Here is a 20,970-nt window from a genome sequence, read left to right on the forward strand (position 1 = left end):
CCGGATTATCCGGGCGTTGTTGTTTGTACGAATCAGTCAGGCAGTGATTCGCGGCTGAAGGCTTGCACCTCCTGCACCAGACCGCGAGCGGCCATTTCCACCAGTTGCCGACCCTTTTCCGGCGATGCCTGCGCCGGGTCCGAGCCCATGCGGCCGTCCGGGTGACGGGCGCGGAAATCCGCCGCTTCACGGATCGGCCCCCAGTTGGCGATCTGCGGCGAGTAGTCCGCCGACTTGATGGAATCGGGGTACGCCCACTGGGTCACGGCGATTTCCGAAGGCGTCGCGTGAATGCCGTGGCCGGTCGGGAACTGCTCACGCGCCAGCTCGTTCACCCCTTCCAGATCCCACCAGTTGCACAGCTTCAGTGCAAACCCGGCCTTGCGTCGGGCGAAACTCGCTTCGGCGTACAGCTCCGAAAACGCCGCTTCGATTGACGCGATGTTGCCGCCGTGGCCATTGAGGAAAAAGATCTTTTCAAAGCCGTGGGCGGCCAGCGAACGGGTCCAGTCGGCGATGGCGGCGATGAAGGTCGAGGGCCTGAGCGAGATGGTGCCGGGGAAGCCGAGGTGATGTTGCGCCATACCGATGTTGAAGGTCGGGGCAATCAGGATGTCGGCGTTTTTCTGCGCTTCATGGGCGATGATTTCCGGGCACATCCAGTCGGTGCCCAGCAGGCCGGTCGGCCCGTGCTGTTCGTTGGAACCGATCGGGATGACGATGGTGCGGCTGCGTTCGAGGAATTGGGCGATTTCGGACCAGGTCGATAGGTATAAAAGCATCAGGATTCTCACTCTTCGAAGGTTCCTCGCGGAACGAGGCTGGGTGTTCAGTGCACCTGCAACAGCAGTGTCATTGATACCACCCGCCTCCCTTCGACGACAGAATACGAAGGTATCGGAATCGCCGAAACGCGCTAATCGTGAACGAGAAATTCACGGGGCGATTCGCCCATCACCCGTCTGAACATGGCACTGAAGGCACTCTGGCTGGCGTAGCCCAGATCCCGGGCAATCACCCCGACGGATTGCCCCTTGTCGAGCCGGTCTATGGCGGTCGCCAGCCGCACCTGCTGCAGCCAGTGGCGGAAATTCAGGCCGGTTTCATTGACGAACAGGCGAATCAGCGTGCGCGAACTGGCACCGACCCGGTCTGCCCAATAGCCGATGGAATGGTCTTGTCCGGGATCCTGCAGAATCGCCTCGCACACCGTGACCAGTCGCCGGTCGACCGGCCACGGCACTTCGATCGGCAGCGTCCGCGCCGCCTGCAACTCACTGAGTATCAACGCTACGATGTGCGCGTTGCGGCCCTCCTGCGGATACTCGATTGGCTGCTCGGCCAGGGCCAGAATCAACTCGCGCAGCAGTCCGGGGATCTCCAGCACTTTGCAGTGATGGCCCAGCCCTGCGCAGACCTGCGGCTCGATGTAGATCGAGCGCATCTTGACCGCGCTGAGCATCAACTGGTCGTGGATCATTCCGGGCGGAATCCACAGCGCGCGCTTCGGCGGCAGGATCCACAAGCCGCGCTCGGTAGCCACCCGCATCACGCCGTTCGAGGCATACAGCAACTGCCCGTGCCGATGCACGTGCGGCTCGTTGTATTCGCCGGTGGCCTGATCACGCACCAGCACGGTCATTACCCGCGGCACGTCCTGATAGTCGGGATAACGTTCGCTGCGCGGCGCGGAATCACGCTGGGCGATGATCTTGCGCACCTCTCGTTTCATCGGCTGGAGTCTCCTGAAAACAGACCTTGATCGTGTTAAAGCGGCGATTGTCACTTTGGCGACAAACCCTGGCATTTGCCATGGCCGGCCCATTGTTAGCCTTGCGCTCATTGTTCATCAATGAGGCTTTTCCCATGGCAATCACCCGCAATCTCTCCGCCCACCAACAGAGCGTCACGGCGGTGATCGGCCTGCTGATCCTGTCCATCGCCCTGCGGCCGCCGATCATTTCGGTGGGGCCGATTCTGCTGTTGATCCAGCAGCACTTCCAGTTGAGCTACACCCAGGCCGCGCTGCTGACTTCGATTCCCGACATCTGCATGGGCGTGTTCGCGTTAATAGTTCCGAGCCTGGCCAGGCGCTTCGGGATCGATCGCAGTGTAGTGGTCGCACTGACGTTGCTGGGGGCCTCGACCTTGCTGCGGGCGATCTCGCCGAATGCATTCTTCCTGCTCGGCAGTACGTTCTTTGCCAGCATCGGCATTGCCGTCGCCGGCGCGATGACCGGCGCGTGGATCAAGACCCACTTTGCGCAACGGCCGGCGCTGTTCATGGGCATCTATGCCGGCGGCCTGAGCCTGGGCGCGACCCTCGCGGCGGTGCTCAGCGCCCCGATTGCCGAGCTGGCGCAGGACTGGCGGGTCAGCGCCGGGTTCTGGAGCGTGCTGTGTGTCACCGCCATCGCCAGTTGGGTGTGGATGGCGCGGCGTTTTGCGACACCGGCGCCTGTAGTGAAATCGCCGTCAAATCCGAGCAAACGTCTGCCATGGAGCAATCTGCAGGCGTGGCTGATCGCGTTGAACTTCGGTGCCGGTCAATTCGTGGTTTACGCCCTCTTCGCCTGGATGGCGCCAGCGTCGGTGGAAGCGGCCACATCGAGTGTTTCCCCGGGCGTTCTGCTGGGCATTTTTACCGCGGTGTTCGCCGTGGCCAGCGTGGGTGCGGGGCTGATTCCGGGCAAGGCCCACGACCGGCGCGGTTTGCTTGGGCTGTCGGCGTTGCTGGCCCTGCTCGGGGTGGGCGGCATGGCGTTCCTGCCGGCGTACTGGCCGATGCTCTACGTGGTGCTCGCGGCCATCGGGCTGGGCATGGGTTTCACCGTGGCCATGACCTTGCCGCTGGATCACGCCCGCACCAGCGAACAGGCCGGATTGTGGACGGTGTTCATGTTGTTCATCGGTTACCTGATCGCCGCGCTCGGGCCGCTGTTGTTCGGTGCCCTGCGCGAATACGCCGGACACTATGGCCCGGCGTACACCTTGCTGTTCGCGGTACTGCTGTTGATGCTCGGCATCACACCCCTGCTCAGACTGGCACCGGCTGGATCGCCGCAGGTGTCCGTTGCCTGAGCCGGGGGTGACAGACCTGCGACGCGCGTCGGCACGTCGCAGGTTTTCAGTTGGCTGCAGCGGCTTTTTCAATCAGCCGCGCCACCGGCGCCGGGTTCGACACCATCACCACGTGCGAGGCGCCCTTCACGACCTCAACGGCCTTGGCATCCGCACGCTTGGCCATGAACGCCATCGCCTGGGGCGGGATGTTCTTGTCCTTGTCGCCGTAGATGTACCACGACGGAATGTGTTTCCAGGCCGGCGTGCCGGCCTGCTCGTTCAGCGCGGCTTCGGTGACCGGACGTTGAGTCGCGGCCATCAGGGCCGCTTGTGCAGCGGGGACGTCGGCGGCGAATTGATCGTGGAACTTGCTCTGCTGGATGTACAGGTCCTTGCCGCCATCGGCCAGCGCAACGGGTGGCGCCAGCGTTGGCCCGAGGGTGCTGCCGGGAAACTTGCCGGCCAGACCGGCGACGGTTTCACCGGCCTCGGGGGCAAACGCGCTGACGTAGACCAGCGCTTTGACATTGGCATGATCGTTGGCCGCATCACTGATGACGTTGCCGCCATAGGAGTGACCGACCAGCACCACCGGCGACTGGATGCTGCTCAGCAATGCCGATACCGCTGCGCCATCGCTCTTGACGCCGCGCAGCGGATTGGCGGCGGCGATCACCGTGTAGCCATCCTTCTCGAGAATCTTCGCCACGCCGTTCCAGCTCGACGCGTCGGCAAATGCGCCGTGCACCAGCACCACCGTGGGTTTGGCGGTTTGGGCGAAGGCATTGGCGCCCAGGCACAGGCCCGCAGCGATGCTCAGTGCAATCAGTGTTTTTTTCATCTGGATGTTCCTCGTATGACGGATTCAGGGAGCGTATCGAGTGAAGACAAAATCGTGGTTCTGCACCCGCGCCTGATGGCAGGCAAAGCAGGTCTGGTGCTGGGCTTCATCGGCGGGTTTGCCGTTGATGAACCGCCCGAATCCCCAGCCACCGGTCGAAGCGTATTTACGCGAGTCCTTGACCATCACCTGAACGGTGGTGGCCGCCCCCGGAATCGAGGCCGGCTCGAACTCGGGGGACTGCACGTGTTTCCACGCCAGCTTCACCAGCACCGTGCCGTCGGGAAACGGCAGCGATGCGCTTTGGTAAGCCTTGAGGGCCCGGTCATTGCCCAGCACCGCGCGCAGTTCATCCAGCGGCGCGGCTTCCTGGGCCGGGGCAATCAGCGCCCACTGGCGATAGTTTTTCGGCAGTTTCACGCCGTAGATCGGCGAGGCGTCGCCGTCATCGGCCTCGCCCAACGCGACACCGGTGGCCGCCAGTGCCGCGAGCGCAATGGCCGCCGGCAACACGGCCCAATGGTTGAGTTTCATCGTCGGATCCCCTCAGGCCAGCAGTCAGAGATGATCGGCATCGATCACCGCCTGGGCGAACGCCTGCGGCGCTTCCTGCGGCAGGTTGTGGCCGATACCGCCGCTGATCAGCCGATACTCGTACTTGCCGGTGAAGCGTTTGGCGTAGGCCTCGGCCGGTGGGTGCGGCGCGCCATTGGCGTCGCCTTCGAGGGTGATGGTCGGCACGCCGATCGAGGGGAATGCCGCGAGTTTTTTCTCCAGCGGATCGTATTGCGCTTCGCCTTTGATCAGCCCCAGGCGCCAGCGGTAGTTGAAGATCGACACGGCGACGTGATCCGGGTTCTGCAACGCGGCGGCGCTGCGGTCGTAGGTCGCGTCGTCGAAGCTCCACTTCGGCGAGGCCAGTTGCCAGATCAGTTTGGCGAAGTCATGGGTGTTCTTTTCGTAGCCCAGACGACCGCGCTCGGTCGCAAAGTAGAACTGATACCACCACTGCAACTCCGCCGCCGGCGGCAGCGGCGTCTTGCCCGCTTCCTGGCTGCTGATCAGGTAACCGCTCACCGCCACCAGCGCTTTCACCCGCTCGGGCCAGAGCGCTGCAACGATGTCGGCAGTACGCGCGCCCCAGTCATAGCCGCCGAGTACGGCCTGCTTGATTTTCAGGGCGTCCATGAAGTCGATCAGGTCTTTGGCCAGCGCCGCCGGCTGGCCGTTGCGCACGGTTTTGGCGGACAGGAAACGCGTGTCGCCGTAGCCGCGCGCGTAAGGAATCAGCACCCGATAGCCCTTCTGCGCCAGCGCCGGGGCCACGTCGGTGTAGCTGTGAATGTCGTAGGGCCAGCCGTGCAGCAGGATGACCACCGGGCCGTCGGCCGGACCCACTTCGGCGTAGGACACGTCCAGCAGTCCGGCCTTGACGTGTTTCAGCGCGCCGAACGAAACATTCGTGCCAGCGGTAATGGCGTCGATCTTGCCGGCGGGCACGTCGGCGGCGCTGGCGTATGCCGAAGCGATGCCCAGCGCAAGCGCCAGGATCGAAACGGCGAGCACGCGCCGGGATGGGGTTACAGCGTTAGAGTCAGTCATGCCGAGTCTCCCTCGTGAACCGCCGGGCGGCGGTTCCGGACTTGGTGTTGAAGGGCTTGCGAATTGCAGGGTTAGCGGGCTGCCTGAGCAGCGGTTTTCTGCGCAGCCGCGCGCAGTGGCCGGAAGGCTTCGCGCAGTTCTTCGCCGAACAGTTGCGGTTGCTCCCATGCCGCGAAGTGACCGCCCTTGCTGACTTCGCTGAAGTAGGCCAGCGACGGATAGGCGCGCTGCGACCAGACTTTCGGCGCGCGGTAGATTTCGTGCGGGAACACGGTGATCGCCACCGGCACCTTGATGTCGGCAGTCTTCTGCGCGGCGGCGCTGAAGTTATTGTTGTTGTTCTCCCAGTAGAAACGGGAGGACGACGCCCCGCTGTCGGTCAGCCAGTACAGGCTGATGTCATCGAGCATTTCATCGCGGCTCAGGACTTTCTCGGGCTGACCGTCGCTGTCGGTCCACGCGGCGAATTTTTCATACATCCACGCGGCCGTGCCGGCGGGCGAGTCGGCCAGCAGATAACCGATGGTTTGCGGCCGGGTCACCATCATTGCGCCGTAAGCGGCGTTACGACCGAAGAACTGACTGAGCGAATTGAAGGCCGTCACCTCCGGCGCAGTCAGTCCTGCCGGGGCCGGGTCGCCGCTGTTGATCGGTTTGACCAGTTCCGGCGGCACGGTGGCCGGCATGTTCAGGTGGATACCCAGCAAACCGGGCGGCGCCAGGCGACCCAGTGCATCGGAAATCACCGAACCATGATCGCCACCCTGGGACACGTAATGGCTGTAACCCAGACGTTTCATCAGCACATCCCAGGCCTTCGCCACCCGGTCAGGGCCCCAGCCGAGCTCGGTCGGTTTGCCGGAAAAACCATGGCCGGGAATCGACGGGATCACCACGTCGAACGAGTCCTCGACCTTGCCGCCATAGGCCACGGGATCGGTCAGCGGGCCGATGGTCTTGAGGAATTCGAACTGCGAACCCGGCCAGCCGTGGGTGAGGATCAGCGGCATCGCATTGGGATTGCGCGAGCGCACATGGATGAACTGGATGTCGACGCCGTCGATGGTGGTCACGAACTCCGGCAAGGCATTGAGCTTCGCTTCGGCCTTGCGCCAGTCATAGCCGTCGCCCCAATACTTCACCAACGCCTGGACCTGCGCCAGTTGCACGCCCTGGGACACGTCGCCGACCGTTTCCTTGTCCGGCCAGCGAGTGTCGGCGATGCGTTTGCGCAGGTCGCTCAACTTCGCTTCGTCCACATGGATGGTGTACGGGCGAATGGCTTGCGACGGATCCGCGGCCCAGACGCCGCTGCTGCCAGCGAGTACGGCAAGGCCGAGCGCGCCGCCCCTGATGGATGACGCCAGGCAATGGCGCCAGGTAAGACCGGACGAAACCGCAACCATGATGGATCTCCTTGTAGTCATTATTCGAAAGGCATCGCCAATCGGATCAGACCACTGCGCTGGCACCGGGGCGATTACACGATGGTGTCGGTCGATACCTTGGTATGACGCGCTGGCCCGGCGCGCAAAATCGCGCTCGAACTCAGCAGCGCTTAACGGGCAGAATGCGGCGGGGAAAAGACCCATTTGAATCACAGAGCGGAACAAGGATTGCGGATGCGTGGGGAAACAGCGCTCGAACGCCTGAGCGGCACGCCATCGTCCACCTCGCAGTGGTGGGTGATCGGGTTGTGCATGCTGTTCAACGTGATCGACGGACTCGACGTCATGGCCATGGCCTTCACCGCCAGCCGGGTTGCGGCAGAGTGGGCGTTGAACGGCGCGCAACTGGGCCTGTTGTTGAGCGCAAGTCTGGTCGGAATGGCGCTCGGCTCGCTGCTGGCCGCGCCCAGGGCCGACCGCTTCGGGCGCAGACCGTTACTGCTCGCCGGTCTGCTGCTCAGCGGCCTGAGCATGTTGCTGTCGTTCTGGAGCCCGGATCATCACGTGTTGATGTTCCTGCGTTTGCTGACCGGCATCGGCACGGGGGCGGTGCTGGTGGGGGCGAACGTGCTGACGTTCGAACACGCCAGCCCGCAGCGGCGCAATCTGGCCATCGCGTTGCAATCCCTCGCCTTCGCCATGGGCGCGAGTCTGGGCGGAGTGCTGGCGCATGTACTGAATGATTTGATGGGCTGGCGGTATGTCTTTCTTGCCGGAGGTTGCATCACGCTGGCAGCCGCGCTTGCCGGCGTCTTTTGGCTGCGAGAGTCGCCGTCATTTCTGGCACTGGAACACGGCGCGCCTGTCGCTCCACCGTCGCCTGACAACCCCAGTCGACCGTTTTCGCCCGGTCAGTGGCAACAGACCACATCGCTGGCACTGGCACTCTTTCTGTTGATGTTCTGCTTTTACTTCGTCATGAGCTGGACCCCGAGCCTGCTGGTCCACAACGGTTTTACCGACCAACAAGGCGCCCGGATCGGAGTGTTATTGGCGTTGGGGGGGATGCTCGGTGCCCTGCTGCTGGGACTGGCGGCCAATCGTTTCGGCTGCCGGCGATTGTTGTCGGGGTTTCTGCTGCTCAACGCCGCCCTGCTGCCATTGATGCTGCCGGCCACTCGCGTCCCCGGTCTGGCGACACTCGTGGCAGTCACGCTGGGGCTGATGCTCAATGGTGCGGTCGCGGCTCTGTATGTCCTGGCTCCTCAAGCGTTCTGCACCTCGGTTCGTACGACCGGTGTCGGCGTGGTGCTGGGGATGGGGCGTCTGGGGGCGATCATTTCGCCGCTGGTCGCCGGTTTTCTGCTGGATGCCGGATGGACCGCACAACACCTGTTCACGTTTTTCGCCGGTAGCCAGGTGTTGGCGGCCCTGCTGATCTGGCGTGGCACTAAGGGACGATGATCAGCTTGCCCGTCGTGTTGCGCGACTCGATATCGCGATGGGCCTGTTGCACCTCGTCCAGTGAATAACGTTTGCCGATGAAGGTTTTCAGTTTGCCGGTGCTGACCCACGCGAACAGTTGCCGGGATTTTTCCAGCAGCACCTCGCGGTCGCGCACGTAGTGCATGACCGAGGGATACGTCAGCTTGATGCTGCGCGGCACGCTGAAGATATCGATCGGCGGGATCGGGTTCATGAACGGACCGTACAAGGCCAGGGTGCCGAAGTAATCCAGCATCTCCAGCGAGTCGGCGAAGCCTTCCGCGCCGGTGCCGTCGTACACCGCATTCACGCGCGGCCCCTCCGTCAGGCGCATGACCTGTCCGGCAATGTTTTGCGCTCGCCCGATCACTACATAGTCAGCCCCGGCCGCGAGCACCGCCTCCACTTTGTCGGCATGGGACACCCGGCCAATGACCTTACCGCCCCGCAGTTTGATCATCTGAGTCAGCATCAGCCCCACGCCCCCCGCCGCCGCGTGCACGAAGGCCACGTCACCCGGCTGGATCGCATGCACCTTGTCCACCAGATTGCTGGCGGTCAGGCCCTGCATCATCAGGCTGGCGGCGGTGGCGAAGTCGATCTCATCGGGCAACGGTACCAACTGGCTGACCGGGGCGATCACCTGTTCGGCGTAGCTGCCCGGCACGTAATGCCAGGCCACGCGGTCACCGACTCCGAACTCCGTCACCTGCGGACCGGTGGCGAGGACGATGCCGGCGCCTTCCGCACCTGGCGTCAGCGGCAACGCCGAGGCGCCGCCGAGCCCGCGTCGGACACCGGTGTCCATGAAATTGATGCCCGCCGCCATGACCTTGACCAGGACTTGTCCGGGCCCCGGTTCTGCCAGTTGTATGTCTTGCACCGTCAACACTTCAGGCCCGCCAAAGGCCTGGATAACCACTGTTTTCATAATGTTCTGCCCTGTCATCGGGACGACCGGTCCTGCTGCCTTTCGGGTGGCAAGAGCGCGGAAGTCACGTTGCTTTCACTCAACGTCGAAGGACGTTGAAACCAGGGCCAAGGCTGCGCGGCGGATGTATCCACGCGTTTTCCCAGACCGATCCGTTTGCATCCTTGTATGGCTTGGGGGGGCATAGATACAGTGGCTTACAAAAGCACCACTGTGATGCTCATCGCAGTGTGCAATGTCGGCCGATATTCGCCACGGGCGACACCAAAGTATGATGGGCGAGTGCCAGCAGAAGGCGCATCTTTGTTCAACGGTGACTGCACACAATGAGAATCGGTATGACGAACGAGCAGGAGCGCGTCATCGAGGACGGTCCAGACCGCACCAGTGACGAGATCATGCCCATGCCCGGGGTCGAAGCCATCATCGACAGCATCCCGGCCATGGTCGCCTTCATGACGCCTTCCGGTGAGCTGGAACAGGTCAACCGGCAAATCATGGACTACATCGGCGCCCCGCTCCATGAACTGAAAAAATGGCAGGCCGGCGAAACCGTGCACCCGGACGATCTGCCCTCGGTCATCGCCGCGTGGATGCATTCGGTCGGCACCGGCACTCCCTATGAAATCGAGCATCGCATCCGTCGCGCCGACGGTGTCTATCGCTGGTTCCATGTGCGCGGCCTGCCGATCAGAGACAGCGAAGGCACCATCACACGCTGGTGCGTTTTGCAGGTCGATATCGATGAGCGCCGGCGGGACAAGGCCTTGATCGCCAGTGCCCTCGCTGAAGTCAGCGCATCGGAAGAGCGCTTGCGCGGGATCATCGATGCCGTGCCCGGTTTTGTCTGGAGTGCCTCGCCCGAAGGCAGCGTCGGCTTCGTCAATCGACGCTGGTGCGACTACACCGGCATGTCCCTCGAACAGGCCTGCGGCCATGGCTGGACGGCGTCCATCCACCCGGACGACGCACCGGGCCTGGCAGTCTATTGGCAAGGGATTCTGCAATCGGGCAGCGCCGGTGAATACGAGGCCCGACTGAAACGCTTCGACGGTATTTACCGCTGGTTCCTGATCCGCGCCGTGCCCCAGCGCGATGACACGGGGCGGATCGTGCGCTGGTACGGCGAAAACACTGACATCGAAGACCGCAAACGGGCGGAAGTCTTTCTGGCCAAGGCCCAACGCCTGAGCGCCACCGGTACGTTTTCCTGGCGGGTGAGCACCGACGAGATCACCTGGTCGGACGAGGTCTACCGCATCCTTGAACTGGACCCGGACACCCCGCCCGGTTTCGAGGCGATCTATCGCCGGGTGCATCCGGACGACATCTCCAGCCATCGGGAGATGATCAAGCGCCAGCGCCGCAAGGGGCGTGATTTCGAACACGAACACCGGCTGCTGATGCCCGACGGCACGGTGAAATACGTGCGGCTGGTGGCGCACTCGATCGCCCATGCGCCGGACGGTTTCGAGTACATCGCCGCCCTGCAGGACATCACCCAGCGCCGGCTCGCCGAAGAGGTCTTGAGCAAGGCGCGCTCGGAACTGACGCACCTGGCCAGAGTCGCCAGCCTTGGCGCGGTCACGGCGTCGATTGCCCACGAGGTCAATCAACCGCTGGCCGGCATCATCACCAACGCCAGCACCTGCCTGCGCATGCTCGGCGCCGACCCGCCGAATGTCGACGGCGCCAGGGAAACCGCGCGCCGCACCATTCGCGACGGTAATCGCGCCGCCGATGTAATCAATCGACTGCGGGCGCTGTTCTCGAAAAAAAGCATCACGATTGAAGACGTCAATCTGAATGACGCGGCACGGGAAGTCATCGCCATGCTATTGGGCGAGCTGCAACGCAACGGCGTGGTGCTGCACCCGCAATTTGCCGAAGCCCTGCCGCTGGTCAGGGGCGATCGGGTCCAGCTTCAGCAGGTGATCCTCAACCTGATCATGAATGCCGCCGAGGCCATGAGTGCGATCCACGGCCGGCCCCGAGAATTGATCGTCAGCACCGGCCTTGGGGCGGACGAGAGCGTTTGCCTGGCGGTGAAAGACAGCGGCAACGGCGTCGATCCGCAGGACATCGAGCGCATTTTCAATGCCTTTTACACCACCAAAAGTTCGGGCATGGGCGTCGGTCTGTCCATCAGTCGCTCGATCATCGAGCGCCACGACGGGAAGCTGTGGGCCACCGCCAACGACGGCCCGGGTACGACGCTTACCTTTGCCATCCCGAATTCGACAGACTTGCCGCAAACCGATAACCGCGACCTCGCCGATCGCACCGTGGAGAATGATTGATGGGTACGCATTTGCTCGTATCGGTGGTCGATGACGACGAATCGGTTCGTGAATCACTGCCTGACCTGATCAAGGAGTTCGGTTTTGCCGTCCAGGCATTCGCCTCGGCGCAGGCGTTTCTGGCATCGCCCTATCTGGACTTGACCCATTGCCTGATTCTCGACGTGGCCATGCCGGGGATGTCGGGCCCGGATCTGCAACGGGAGCTGCTGCGCCGCGACTATCGCATTCCGGTGATTTTCATCACCGCGCACGGCGACGACAGCGAACAGGCGAAGCTGCTGAACAGTGGCGCCGTGGAGTGCCTGTTCAAACCCTTCAGCGAAGCCCAATTGCTCAAGGCCCTGAGCGCCGCCCTGCCCCTCGACTGAGCGTGAAGCCGAACAGAACAAGGAATCGACATGTTGAACGCGAACAACGCAATCGCCCCTTCCCGTGGAGCATTACCGATGAGTGATGTCACGCCCGTCGTATTCGTTGTCGATGACGACATTTCCGTGCGCGAGTCGCTGGAGCTGATGATCCGCTTCGCCGGATGGCAGCCACGGCTGTTCGAGTCCGCGCAGGATTTTCTCGACGCGCCCCGGGCGCTGGTGCCCAGTTGTCTGGTGCTGGACATCAACTTGCCCGGCCTGAACGGCCTGGATCTGCAGACCGCGCTGGCCGATGAGCGCCACAACATGCCGATCATCTTCATCACCGGCTACGGCGATATTCCGCGCACGGTGCGGGCCTTGAAGGCCGGCGCGGTGGAGTTTCTGACCAAACCGTTCAATGACGAGGTGATCCTCGCCGCCATGGCCGATGCGCTGCAAAGCAGTCGTGTGTCGCTGGAGGGAGAAAAGAACCTGCGCTCACTGCTCGAGGCCTACAAGACCCTGACGCCGCGCGAGCAGGAAATCATGGCTTCGGTGGTCAGCGGGCGGCTCAACAAACTGATTGCCGCCGACCTCAACATCAGCGAAATCACCGTCAAGGCCCATCGCGGCAAGGTGATGCGCAAGATGAAGGCCCGTTCGCTGGCGGACCTGGTGAAAATGGCCGCCCTGATTACGCCGGCGTGACCGGCAGGCTCTGCCAGAAGCTTTCCAGCCGACGCAGATCAAGGCTGTCGAAGCCTTCCGAAGCCCGCTCGCGGCAGGCACCGAGCAACGTCCGGGCCTGATCCGGTTGCCCCTGTTCAAGCCAGAACCGGGCCAGATCCATCGATGACCGCAACTCCCACGCCCAGGCGCCCTGCTCTCGGCTCAGCGCAATGGAATCCTCAAGAACCGCCAGCATGGCCTGATCATCATCGGCCTGGATGACCTTGAGAATACCGGCCTTGATTCGCAACAACTCCGGCAGTGCAAAGGCGTCACCGCTTTGCCGGCAGTGAGCGATGGTGCCGTCAACCAGCGTCAGTGCCTTTTGGTGTAGGCCCGCCAGCATCAGGCCTTCGGCCAGTGCGATTTCAAATGAGGTCGTGAGCAGTTCGTAACGCATGCTGCGCAACCGCGCCAGACTTTCTTCCAGCATGGCAACTGCATCCCCCGGCTCCTCGGCGCGGATGGCGATCGCCGCGCGCAACCCGTGGCAGGCAGCAACGTAGGGGCCAAGCGCGTTGGTTTCGGCGATGGCGCTGAACCGCTCAAGGCTCGCGGTGGCCTTCGCCAGATCACCGGTCCAGATATAGATGCACAAGATCCAGACCATGGCGATGCAGTAGGTGACCGGATGCTGCAGTGCCGACGCTTCGGCCTCGATCTGCTCAGCCCAGCGCCGCGCCTGATCGGGATAGCCCTGCAGCCAGAGTGAACGCGCCAGCGCCAGCCCCGTGCGATTGCGGTGATCGAAGCCGTAGTAGATCGTGTTGCTGGGATGGGACGGCAAGCTGTTGCGCAGCGAGCTTTCCAGTTCCTGGCGAGCCAGACGCTGATTGCCGAGCAGATGATGGGAGATGCCGGTCAGCGATGAAGCAATCGCGATGGCGGCGGGCTCGTTGAGGATGTTGCCGACCACCGCTGCCTGCTCCGCCCAGGTCAGCGACGAAGGGAAATCACCGATGCGCTCGTAGAAGATCTGCAAGCGGCCCAGCAGCCTCAGCTGTGAGCCGTAGTCGTTCAACGCGACTGCAATGTCCTGCGCCCGGAGCAAGGCTTTTTCGGCGGCCTCACTGTTGCCCCGGGTGAACATCAGCACCAGACCGAGCGCGGCTTGCAGCTCCATCTCGGTGGGCGTGCCGTAGTACCCCAGTTCCAGCAGTTCCACCGCCCGGGAACACCACGTCCGGCACTCGACCAGCAATGAAAAATGCAGGAACAACGGCGCGCTCGCGGCCGCCAGCGGCAACGCCAGCCCCGGATCGCCGTGGGGCCCGAAGCTCCATTCCAGCGCACCGCGAACGTTGCCCAACTGGCTGGCCAGACGCGCCGAGTGACGGAAAATCTCCTCGGGAGAAGTCCCCAGATGGCCGAGCAGATCCATGTAAAACGCCGCGTGCCGGAACGCCAGCGCATTGACCTCGGCCTCTCCCCGCGCCGTCAATTTCTCCCGGGCGTAGGCGCGCGTCATCTCCAGCAAGCGATACGAATCCGTCGAGTCGCTGTGATCGACTGTGACCAGTCCCTTGCACACCAGATCATCGAGGATCGCGGCCGCCGTGGCGCTTTCGTGTTGCGATTCGGCAACCACCTGAGCGGCAGCTTCCTGGGAGAACGGCCCGACGAAGACCGAAAACCGCTCCAGCGCCAGGCGCTCTTGCGGCGACAGCAGGTCATAACTCCAGTCGAGCATGGCGCGCAGGGTCTGATGGCGCGGCACCGCCGTCCTGCGCCCCGACCAGCCCAGCGAGAAACGCTCGCCGAGCAGTGCATGGGTGGCCTTCAATCCATGACTGGCGACCCGCATCGCCGCCAGTTCGATCGGCAGCGCCATGCCCTCCAGCCGCTGGCAAATGTCCGCAATCATTTGCCCTCCATCCGCTTCCAGCAACAGCGCGGCATTGCTCGACGATGCACGTTCGACAAACAGCTTGATGGCCGGGAATGCCAGCAATTCTTCAACGCAAAGGTGTTGCGGCTCACGGGGAAATTCCAGCGGATTGAGCCAGTGCACGTATTCGCCACGTACCCGCAGCGGTTCGCGACTGGTCGCCAGAACCCCGACATCCGGCGCGGTATCGCTGATCTGTTCCAGGAGGGTCGACACCGCGTCGATCAGGTGTTCGCAGTTGTCGATCACCAGCATCAGCCGCTGCTCACGCAAATGCGCGAGCAGGACGAACATCGGGTCTTCCGCCTGCACCGGGATGTCCAACGATCGGGCCAGTGCCGACGGCACCAGCGCGCAGTCTTCCACTTGTGCCAGATCGACGAAGCTGACGCGCTCATAGCCCTGGGCGGCGATGCGGTGCGCCACTTCGATGGCCAGGCTGGTCTTGCCGACGCCGCCGGGGCCGACGATGGTGAACAGCCTCGGTTGCTGCATGTGGTCGATGACCAGTTGCAGATCGTTCTCGCGGCCGATCAGTTTTGCCCGGGGCGGCAGACTGCAAACGCCATCAGTGGCTCGGGGCGCGATGGGCGCCGGTTGAACAGCGGTCTGTTTTCTTTCCAGCGGCGCGACGAAGGCATAGCCCACGCCCACCTGGGTCGCGATATACCGCGCCTGTTCCTCGCCATCGCCGAGAATCCGCCGCAAACCGGTCATATGAAAGCGCAGGCTGCCTTCGGCCACCACGCTGTCGGGCCACACCTTGTCGATCAGGTCGTACTTGGACAGCACGCGTCCCGGTTGCTCGAGCAAGGCGATCAACAGATCCAGCGCCCGCCCGCCGATCTCGACCGCCACCCCGTTGCGGGTCAGCAGTCGTTTGCCTGGAACGACACAGAAAGGACCGAAAATGAATTGGGTCGTGAGGGATTCGTGCAATGCGCCCGGAAAAGACTCCACGAGGATCGATCTCTCTAAAAAACGTAGGGGGCGGCGCCGGTTACAGACAGCCGGCGCAGGCCCTTTGCATCATAGGAGTTTTGCACCACCGTTCAAGCACGGGACCGGCTGAGTGAGAACCTCACCCCTTTATTTCACCCTTGCGAATGGCAATCTTGATGGCCTGAGCGGTGGTGGCCACGCCCAGATGCCGACGAGCCGAACGCAGGTGATTTTCCACCGTGCGCCCGGACAAACCGAGCGTGGCGGCGATGTCGGCCTGCCGCCGACCGGCAGCGACCCACGCCAGCACTTCGCGCTCACGGGTCGAGAGTTTTCCGGCCGTCTCGTCCAGCGGCGCTTCGAGCAAGCGTCGTGCGGAGTAAAACGCCACGGTGGCGAGCATGCCCAACGCCAGACGAACTCGCGCCGAGGCATCGATCTGCTCGCCCCCCAGACTCATGGCGCCTTCAAGCCCCTGCGGGCCGAAGACCGGAATCTGCAAGCCATGTACACCAGAGCCACTGGGCACGCGGACCAGCCGATAAAGTTCGCCGCTCTCCTCCTGCACCTTGCTCCAGAAGAACGATTCGCGGGCGTCCAACAGGTGGCGAGTCACTGGGCAGCGCTGAACGTAGGTCTCGGCGTCGACGCCAGTGCCATCACCAAACCAGTCGCCTTCCACCCAGTAAATGCGCTCGACCACGTCCTCCGACGCCGAGGTGGCGGAGAACAGGACGAACCGATCGTAACCATAGGCCCCGGCGAAACCGCGAACGGCCTTCTGGATCGCCACTAGCGTGGGCGCCGCCTCGATGTCGAGGGCGGCGCGCAAGAGTGCTTCGGCAGGTCCGGGGCTCACCCCGACGTGACCTCTTTCAGGAGCGCGGCCGCCGCCAGTTTGCCCAGCGCATTGCCCGCCAGCGGACTGTCACCGGTCAGCAGTTTGCGATCCTGAAGCGTGGCCCCGGAAATGTCCTGGTTAGTGATTTCCACACCGAGCGCCTGCAACTGCTCGCCGAACTTCCAGGTCAGGTGGCCGGGCATGTAACCAATGTCAGGGGTTGTAGCGTCCAGCGCATCGGGAAACGCGCAGATCCGGTAACCGTTGAAGATGCATGAATCTTTTGTTTCGCCGAGGCCGGCCGCCAGCAGCGCCGCCGGGCCGTGGCACAGGGTGATGACGAATTTGTCCTTGGCGATTGCCCATTGCAGGATCTTCTTCACGTCCTCGCTTTCCGGCAGGCCGATCAGCGCACCGTGCCCGCCGGGAATGAACACGCCGATGTAATCCGAGTCCTCGCCCAGCGCTTCTTCGATCACCTGAGACAGCTTGAGCGGACGCTTGAACTGATCGCGGTATTGCTCGTAGAAGCCCTTCACTTCGGCGTCTTCGGAGGGCATGGCCCAGAATTCGAACTTGACCGGATTGCCTGACAGCGTCGCGACGTCGAAGCCAAAACCGGCCTTGTCCAGGTGATACATCGGCAGCAAGGTTTCAACCGGATGATTGCCCGTGGAAAACATGGTGCCGTTGTCGGTCAACAGATAGCGCTCGTCCGCGCCGATCATCAGGATCTTCCAGCGCCCGCCCTTGTAACGGTTCGGGTACTCGGCATCACTGAGATCGGATTTGGGCGAAGTGAACTGGCTGAGGGAATACGGCGAGGGGAAAAACGCGTTGTCCTCGGCCGGATCGGGGGTTGGGCGCTTGTCGTCAGTCTGCGTGGTAGCCATGGTGCTCTCCATCGAGTGGGTCAACGTCGGAGTTCATGCTAGTAAGGCGTCAGCGTTACAACAATGAGGGTTTTCCCTCAAAAGATCACGCACTGAACCTGCGGCCCCTCAATGTGATCGATAAGTGGCAGAATCCCCGCAACTGATGAATTCGGAGACCCACAATGCTTCGCCTGTTTGAACAACGGCTCGACCCCTTCCCGCCCGACGAAGCGCCGCCACCGCCGGTCGGTCTGGCGCGCTTCCTGTGGGCCTGCACCCGTGGCGCTCGCGGCTATATCCTCGCGCTGGCGCTGCTCAGTGCCGGTGTGTCGATCTACGAAGCCTGGTTGTTTTCCTTTCTGGGTCAGGTCGTTGACCTGCTTTCGGCCTGGCAGGCCGGCGGCGATGTGAACGGCCAGGAGAGCCGTGTGCTGTGGGGCATCGGCCTCGTGCTGCTGACCAGCGTCGGGCTGGTGGCGCTGCGCACCATGGTTCAGCACCAGGTGTTGGCGATCAATCTGCCGCTGCGGCTGCGCTGGGATTTCCACCGGCTGATGCTGCGGCAGAGCCTTTCATTCTTTTCCGATGAGTTTTCCGGCCGGGTCACGACCAAGGTGATGCAGACGGCACTGGCCGTGCGCGAGGTGCTGTTCACCGTTATCGAAATCGCACCGGGCATCGGCGTTTACTTCATAGCGATCATCGCCCTGGCCGGCGGTTTCGCCCTGAAACTCATGCTGCCGTTCATTGCCTGGGTCGCACTGTTCGGGCTGGCGATGCTGTACTTCGTGCCACGCCTGGGCCAGGTCGGGCAGGAACAGGCCCATGCGCGGTCATCGATGACGGGCCGGGTTTCGGACGCCTACACCAACATCACCACGGTGAAACTGTTCTCCCACTCCAAACGTGAAGCGCATTTTGCGCGGGCGGCAATGGAGGATTTCAAGCAGACCGGTTTCCGCCAGATGCGTCTGGTCAGCCAGTTCGAGATCGTCAATCAGGCGCTGGTAGTCGGGCTGATCATGGGCGCCGGCGGCTATGCCTTGTGGCTTTGGCATCAGGGCGAAGTCGGCACCGGGGCGGTGGCGGCGATCACGGCCATGGCGTTGCGCATCAACGGCATGTCGCACTGGATCATGTGGCAGATGACGTCGCTGTTCGAAAACATCGGCACCGTGCAGGACGGCATGGACACCCTGACCCGTGGCCCCAAGGTGCAGGACGCGCCGGACGCCGGCGTGCTGGTACCTTCCGGCGGCGCCGTGGAATTCGACAACGTCAGCTTCAACTACAACGGCGAACGCCAGGTGCTCGACGGCTTGAGCCTGAGCATCCAGCCGGGCGAGAAAATCGGTCTGGTGGGCCGCTCCGGCGCCGGCAAATCCACGCTGATCAACCTGCTGCTGCGCTTCTATGACGTGGATCGCGGCGAGATCCGCATCGACGGGCAAAACATCGCGCAGGTGACACAGGACAGCCTGCGCAGCGCGATCGGCATGGTCACTCAGGACACGTCTCTGCTGCACCGCTCGATTCGCGACAACATCGCCTACGGCCGACCGGACGCGACCGACGAACAGATCCAGCGCGCGGCGGCCAATGCTCAGGCCGCCGGCTTCATCAACCAGCTCAGCGACCGCCAGGGCCACACCGGCTATGACACGCTGGTGGGCGAACGCGGCATCAAGCTTTCCGGTGGCCAGCGCCAACGGATCGCCATCGCCCGGGTAATGCTCAAGAACGCGCCGATTCTTCTACTGGACGAAGCTACCAGCGCCCTGGATTCAGAAGTCGAAGTCGCCATTCAGGAAAGCCTCGATGAAATGATGCAGGGCAAGACCGTGATCGCGATTGCGCATCGACTGTCGACGATTGCGGCGATGGACCGACTGATTGTCATGGATGAGGGACGGATCATCGAGCAAGGCACCCACACCGAACTGCTGGCGAAAAACGGCACCTATGCGCGGTTGTGGCAGCATCAGAGTGGCGGGTTTCTGGGTGAGGATCAGGGCGTGGCCGAGGCGATGGATCAGGCGTAAACGGTGCTGCCCCGGTACTGCCGGGGCAGAAGACGAGGGCTCAGGCGCTCGGGTGGGTGTGGTAGATCTTGCTGACGATCGTCCACTTGCCGTCTACCTTCAGCAGGTTGAAGAAGTCGGTGAAACGGAACCCCGACACGTTGTCGGTATCGACCCGGGCACTCGCGGCCGTGCCGACGATGTCGATGCGGACGATCGCGGCTTCGGCTTCAGGAGATGGACGAAACGCGCTGTCGATGACGTCATACAGATTCTGGATCACGCCGCCGACGAGCTTGCCGTCGTCAACCCCGAACATGGTCGCCTGCGCATTGAACGCGGGCTTCATCAAGGCGCTGTCAGCCTTTGCTCCCCCTTCGTTGTACTGGCTGAGGACTTCGACGATTGCGTTGTATTCCTGCACGTAAGTTGGATGGCTCATGATGAACTCCTGTTTGCTGTGAATGTTTTTTCAATCAAGCCGCCCTGCGCCGATCCGGTTCAGGGCGCACACATCAATGGTCAGCCGTTGGCCAGTCGGTGTAGCCCTTGGCGCCGCCGCCGTAGTAGCTCTCGCGTGGCGCGATGGTCAGTTCGGTGCCCCGACGCAGGCGCTCCACGAGGTCGGGGTTGGAAATGAACAGGCGCCCGAACGCCACCGCGTCAATCCGGCCCTGTGCCCGGCGCTTCAGTGCCATCTCGAGGTCGTAGTTGTTATTGCCGATGAAGGGGCCTTCGAACTGCGCGCTCAATGCATCCATATCAACGCCATCAGGAACCGTTCGCGAAGTCGCGGTGGCGCCTTCGACGAAGTGCAGATAGGCCAGATTGAGCCGGTTGAGCTGCTGAATCAGATATCCGTAAGTCGCCATGACATTGCTGTCGGGAGGCGTGTTTCCGGCATCGGGCGTGACCGGCGAAAGACGGATGCCGACGCGGTCACTGCCCCAGATCGAAATCACCGCTTCAGTGACTTCAAGCGTCAGTCGGGCGCGGTTCTCAATGGTGCCGCCGTACCGGTCAGTGCGCTGATTGGTCGAGTCACGCAGAAACTGGTCGAGCAGATAGCTGTTCGCCGAATGAACCTCCACCCCATCGAAACCGGCACGCCTGGCATTTTCAGCGGCGCGCTTGTATTGCTCGATGATGCCGGGAATCTCCGACGTCTCCAGCGCTCGGGGCATCGACACTTCGACAAAGCCGTTCTCGGTGTAGGTGCTGCCTTCTGCCTTGATCGCCGAGGGCGCAACGGGAGCGGCACCGTCGGGCTGTAACTCGACGCTGGAAAAACGCCCCACGTGCCACAACTGGCTGACAATCCTGCCACCTGCGGCATGGACGGCGTCCGTGACTTTTCTCCAGCCCGCCACCTGCGCGTCCGACCAGATCCCCGGCGTCATGGCATAGCCACGCCCCTGCGCCGAAATGTTTGTCGCTTCGGCAATGATCAAGCCGGCACTCGCGCGCTGTGCGTAGTAAGTCGCGTGCAGTTCGTTCGGAACGCCGTCTTCAGCCACCCGGCTGCGAGTCACGGGCGCCATGACAATCCGGTTGGCCAATTGCAGGGCGCCCATTTGCATGGGAGAAAAAAGATCCGTGTTGCGACTGTTATCAATCATGTTGCATACCTTCAATATCAGACCGGTCGTCTAGTAACTTGATGAAAAAAATCGCCTGTACATCAGCAGGCGTTTACTCGTGCAGCACC

The 20,970-nt window shown here is 62.7% G+C and carries 18 protein-coding genes; 6 read left to right on the forward strand and 12 right to left on the reverse strand.

From position 1 onward, the window contains the following. Positions 1-32: 32 nt before the first annotated feature. Together AC07XZ_RS16740 and AC07XZ_RS16745 are read right to left on the reverse strand one after the other, a co-directional pair. Positions 33-782, reverse strand: a complete 750-nt coding sequence (locus AC07XZ_RS16740) for a creatininase family protein (protein ID WP_064595644.1) — start codon at positions 780-782, stop codon at positions 33-35. 134 nt (positions 783-916) lie between these two features. Further along, the gene (locus AC07XZ_RS16745; RefSeq protein WP_102686663.1) at positions 917-1,732 is read right to left on the reverse strand and encodes an AraC family transcriptional regulator; all 816 of its coding nucleotides are present in this window, start codon (positions 1,730-1,732) and stop codon (positions 917-919) included. A gap of 134 nt (positions 1,733-1,866) precedes the next feature. On the opposite strand from AC07XZ_RS16745, the gene AC07XZ_RS16750 reads away from it, so the two are divergent. Next, a complete protein-coding gene (locus tag AC07XZ_RS16750) occupies positions 1,867-3,081 on the forward strand; it encodes an MFS transporter (protein WP_102686662.1) in 1,215 nt (404 codons plus the stop codon). A 46-nt stretch (positions 3,082-3,127) separates the two neighbouring features. On the opposite strand, the gene AC07XZ_RS16755 is transcribed toward AC07XZ_RS16750, so the two are convergent. The 4 genes from AC07XZ_RS16755 to AC07XZ_RS16770 all read right to left on the reverse strand — a co-directional run bounded on the left by AC07XZ_RS16755 (position 3,128) and on the right by AC07XZ_RS16770 (position 6,912). Continuing rightward, the gene (locus tag AC07XZ_RS16755) at positions 3,128-3,904 is read right to left on the reverse strand and encodes an alpha/beta fold hydrolase (RefSeq protein WP_064382021.1); all 777 of its coding nucleotides are present in this window, start codon (positions 3,902-3,904) and stop codon (positions 3,128-3,130) included. 24 nt (positions 3,905-3,928) lie between these two features. Next, a complete protein-coding gene (locus AC07XZ_RS16760) occupies positions 3,929-4,438 on the reverse strand; it encodes a cytochrome P460 family protein (protein WP_102686661.1) in 510 nt (169 codons plus the stop codon). A 24-nt stretch (positions 4,439-4,462) separates the two neighbouring features. Further along, on the reverse strand, positions 4,463-5,506 hold the full coding sequence (locus AC07XZ_RS16765) for an alpha/beta fold hydrolase (RefSeq protein WP_102686660.1): 1,044 nt from the start codon (positions 5,504-5,506) through the stop codon (positions 4,463-4,465). 71 nt (positions 5,507-5,577) lie between these two features. Next, a complete protein-coding gene (locus AC07XZ_RS16770) occupies positions 5,578-6,912 on the reverse strand; it encodes an epoxide hydrolase family protein (protein ID WP_102686659.1) in 1,335 nt (444 codons plus the stop codon). 216 nt (positions 6,913-7,128) lie between these two features. Here AC07XZ_RS16770 and AC07XZ_RS16775 point away from each other — a divergent pair, with 216 nt between their 5' ends. Further along, the gene (locus AC07XZ_RS16775; protein ID WP_102686658.1) at positions 7,129-8,358 is read left to right on the forward strand and encodes an MFS transporter; all 1,230 of its coding nucleotides are present in this window, start codon (positions 7,129-7,131) and stop codon (positions 8,356-8,358) included. Here AC07XZ_RS16775 and AC07XZ_RS16780 read toward each other — a convergent pair. Then, positions 8,345-9,310, reverse strand: a complete 966-nt coding sequence (locus AC07XZ_RS16780) for a quinone oxidoreductase family protein (protein ID WP_256590522.1) — start codon at positions 9,308-9,310, stop codon at positions 8,345-8,347. The genes AC07XZ_RS16775 and AC07XZ_RS16780 overlap by 14 nt on opposite strands. A gap of 338 nt (positions 9,311-9,648) precedes the next feature. Between AC07XZ_RS16780 and AC07XZ_RS16785 the strand changes: the two genes are divergently transcribed. The 3 genes from AC07XZ_RS16785 to AC07XZ_RS16795 all read left to right on the forward strand — a co-directional run bounded on the left by AC07XZ_RS16785 (position 9,649) and on the right by AC07XZ_RS16795 (position 12,674). Beyond that, complete coding sequence (locus AC07XZ_RS16785; RefSeq protein WP_256590521.1) at positions 9,649-11,610, forward strand: PAS domain-containing sensor histidine kinase; 1,962 nt, start codon at positions 9,649-9,651, stop codon at positions 11,608-11,610. Further along, entirely contained in the window at positions 11,610-11,981 is a 372-nt protein-coding gene (locus tag AC07XZ_RS16790) for a response regulator (RefSeq protein ID WP_102686655.1), read from the forward strand. The genes AC07XZ_RS16785 and AC07XZ_RS16790 overlap by 1 nt, the downstream gene beginning before the upstream one ends. 78 nt (positions 11,982-12,059) lie before the next feature. Beyond that, positions 12,060-12,674 carry a response regulator transcription factor gene (locus tag AC07XZ_RS16795; protein ID WP_102686654.1) on the forward strand — a complete coding sequence of 205 codons (615 nt, stop codon included), beginning with the start codon at positions 12,060-12,062 and terminating at the stop codon, positions 12,672-12,674. Here the strand turns inward: AC07XZ_RS16795 and AC07XZ_RS16800 are convergent. The 3 genes from AC07XZ_RS16800 to hchA all read right to left on the reverse strand — a co-directional run bounded on the left by AC07XZ_RS16800 (position 12,661) and on the right by hchA (position 17,259). Then, positions 12,661-15,543 (reverse strand): ATP-binding protein, encoded by a 2,883-nt coding sequence (locus AC07XZ_RS16800; protein WP_102686653.1) that lies wholly within the window; start codon positions 15,541-15,543, stop codon positions 12,661-12,663. The genes AC07XZ_RS16795 and AC07XZ_RS16800 overlap by 14 nt on opposite strands. Positions 15,544-15,664: 121 nt before the next feature. After that, positions 15,665-16,384, reverse strand: a complete 720-nt coding sequence (locus tag AC07XZ_RS16805) for a PA1136 family autoinducer-binding transcriptional regulator (protein WP_102686652.1) — start codon at positions 16,382-16,384, stop codon at positions 15,665-15,667. Next, positions 16,381-17,259: a glyoxalase III HchA gene (gene hchA, locus AC07XZ_RS16810; protein WP_102686651.1), complete on the reverse strand. Its 879-nt coding sequence runs from the start codon at positions 17,257-17,259 to the stop codon at positions 16,381-16,383. The genes AC07XZ_RS16805 and hchA overlap by 4 nt, the downstream gene beginning before the upstream one ends. Before the next feature lie 164 nt (positions 17,260-17,423). Here hchA and AC07XZ_RS16815 point away from each other — a divergent pair, with 164 nt between their 5' ends. After that, a complete protein-coding gene (locus tag AC07XZ_RS16815) occupies positions 17,424-19,283 on the forward strand; it encodes an ABC transporter ATP-binding protein (protein ID WP_102686650.1) in 1,860 nt (619 codons plus the stop codon). 40 nt (positions 19,284-19,323) lie between these two features. Here the strand turns inward: AC07XZ_RS16815 and AC07XZ_RS16820 are convergent, their stop codons facing one another. Together AC07XZ_RS16820 and AC07XZ_RS16825 are read right to left on the reverse strand one after the other, a co-directional pair. After that, positions 19,324-19,704, reverse strand: coding sequence for a nuclear transport factor 2 family protein (locus AC07XZ_RS16820; protein WP_102686649.1), 381 nt, complete (start codon positions 19,702-19,704; stop codon positions 19,324-19,326). Between the two features lie 73 nt (positions 19,705-19,777). Continuing rightward, a complete protein-coding gene (locus tag AC07XZ_RS16825) occupies positions 19,778-20,881 on the reverse strand; it encodes an alkene reductase (RefSeq protein ID WP_102686648.1) in 1,104 nt (367 codons plus the stop codon). Positions 20,882-20,970 lie beyond the last annotated feature (89 nt).

The organism is Pseudomonas sp. GW458-11-26-14-LB4 (assembly GCF_059423925.1).

What these genes read in the sequence shown, in the direction of transcription:
- AC07XZ_RS16740 (WP_064595644.1), bottom strand. Translation starts at nt 782, where the DNA reads ATGCTTTTATACCTATCGACCTGGTCCGAAATCGCCCAATTCCTCGAA.
- AC07XZ_RS16745 (WP_102686663.1), bottom strand. Translation starts at nt 1,732, where the DNA reads ATGAAACGAGAGGTGCGCAAGATCATCGCCCAGCGTGATTCCGCGCCG.
- AC07XZ_RS16750 (WP_102686662.1), top strand. Translation starts at nt 1,867, where the DNA reads ATGGCAATCACCCGCAATCTCTCCGCCCACCAACAGAGCGTCACGGCG.
- AC07XZ_RS16755 (WP_064382021.1), bottom strand. Translation starts at nt 3,904, where the DNA reads ATGAAAAAAACACTGATTGCACTGAGCATCGCTGCGGGCCTGTGCCTG.
- AC07XZ_RS16760 (WP_102686661.1), bottom strand. Translation starts at nt 4,438, where the DNA reads ATGAAACTCAACCATTGGGCCGTGTTGCCGGCGGCCATTGCGCTCGCG.
- AC07XZ_RS16765 (WP_102686660.1), bottom strand. Translation starts at nt 5,506, where the DNA reads ATGACTGACTCTAACGCTGTAACCCCATCCCGGCGCGTGCTCGCCGTT.
- AC07XZ_RS16770 (WP_102686659.1), bottom strand. Translation starts at nt 6,912, where the DNA reads ATGGTTGCGGTTTCGTCCGGTCTTACCTGGCGCCATTGCCTGGCGTCA.
- AC07XZ_RS16775 (WP_102686658.1), top strand. Translation starts at nt 7,129, where the DNA reads ATGCGTGGGGAAACAGCGCTCGAACGCCTGAGCGGCACGCCATCGTCC.
- AC07XZ_RS16780 (WP_256590522.1), bottom strand. Translation starts at nt 9,310, where the DNA reads ATGAAAACAGTGGTTATCCAGGCCTTTGGCGGGCCTGAAGTGTTGACG.
- AC07XZ_RS16785 (WP_256590521.1), top strand. Translation starts at nt 9,649, where the DNA reads ATGACGAACGAGCAGGAGCGCGTCATCGAGGACGGTCCAGACCGCACC.
- AC07XZ_RS16790 (WP_102686655.1), top strand. Translation starts at nt 11,610, where the DNA reads ATGGGTACGCATTTGCTCGTATCGGTGGTCGATGACGACGAATCGGTT.
- AC07XZ_RS16795 (WP_102686654.1), top strand. Translation starts at nt 12,060, where the DNA reads ATGAGTGATGTCACGCCCGTCGTATTCGTTGTCGATGACGACATTTCC.
- hchA (WP_102686651.1), bottom strand. Translation starts at nt 17,259, where the DNA reads ATGGCTACCACGCAGACTGACGACAAGCGCCCAACCCCCGATCCGGCC.
- AC07XZ_RS16815 (WP_102686650.1), top strand. Translation starts at nt 17,424, where the DNA reads ATGCTTCGCCTGTTTGAACAACGGCTCGACCCCTTCCCGCCCGACGAA.
- AC07XZ_RS16820 (WP_102686649.1), bottom strand. Translation starts at nt 19,704, where the DNA reads ATGAGCCATCCAACTTACGTGCAGGAATACAACGCAATCGTCGAAGTC.
- AC07XZ_RS16825 (WP_102686648.1), bottom strand. Translation starts at nt 20,881, where the DNA reads ATGATTGATAACAGTCGCAACACGGATCTTTTTTCTCCCATGCAAATG.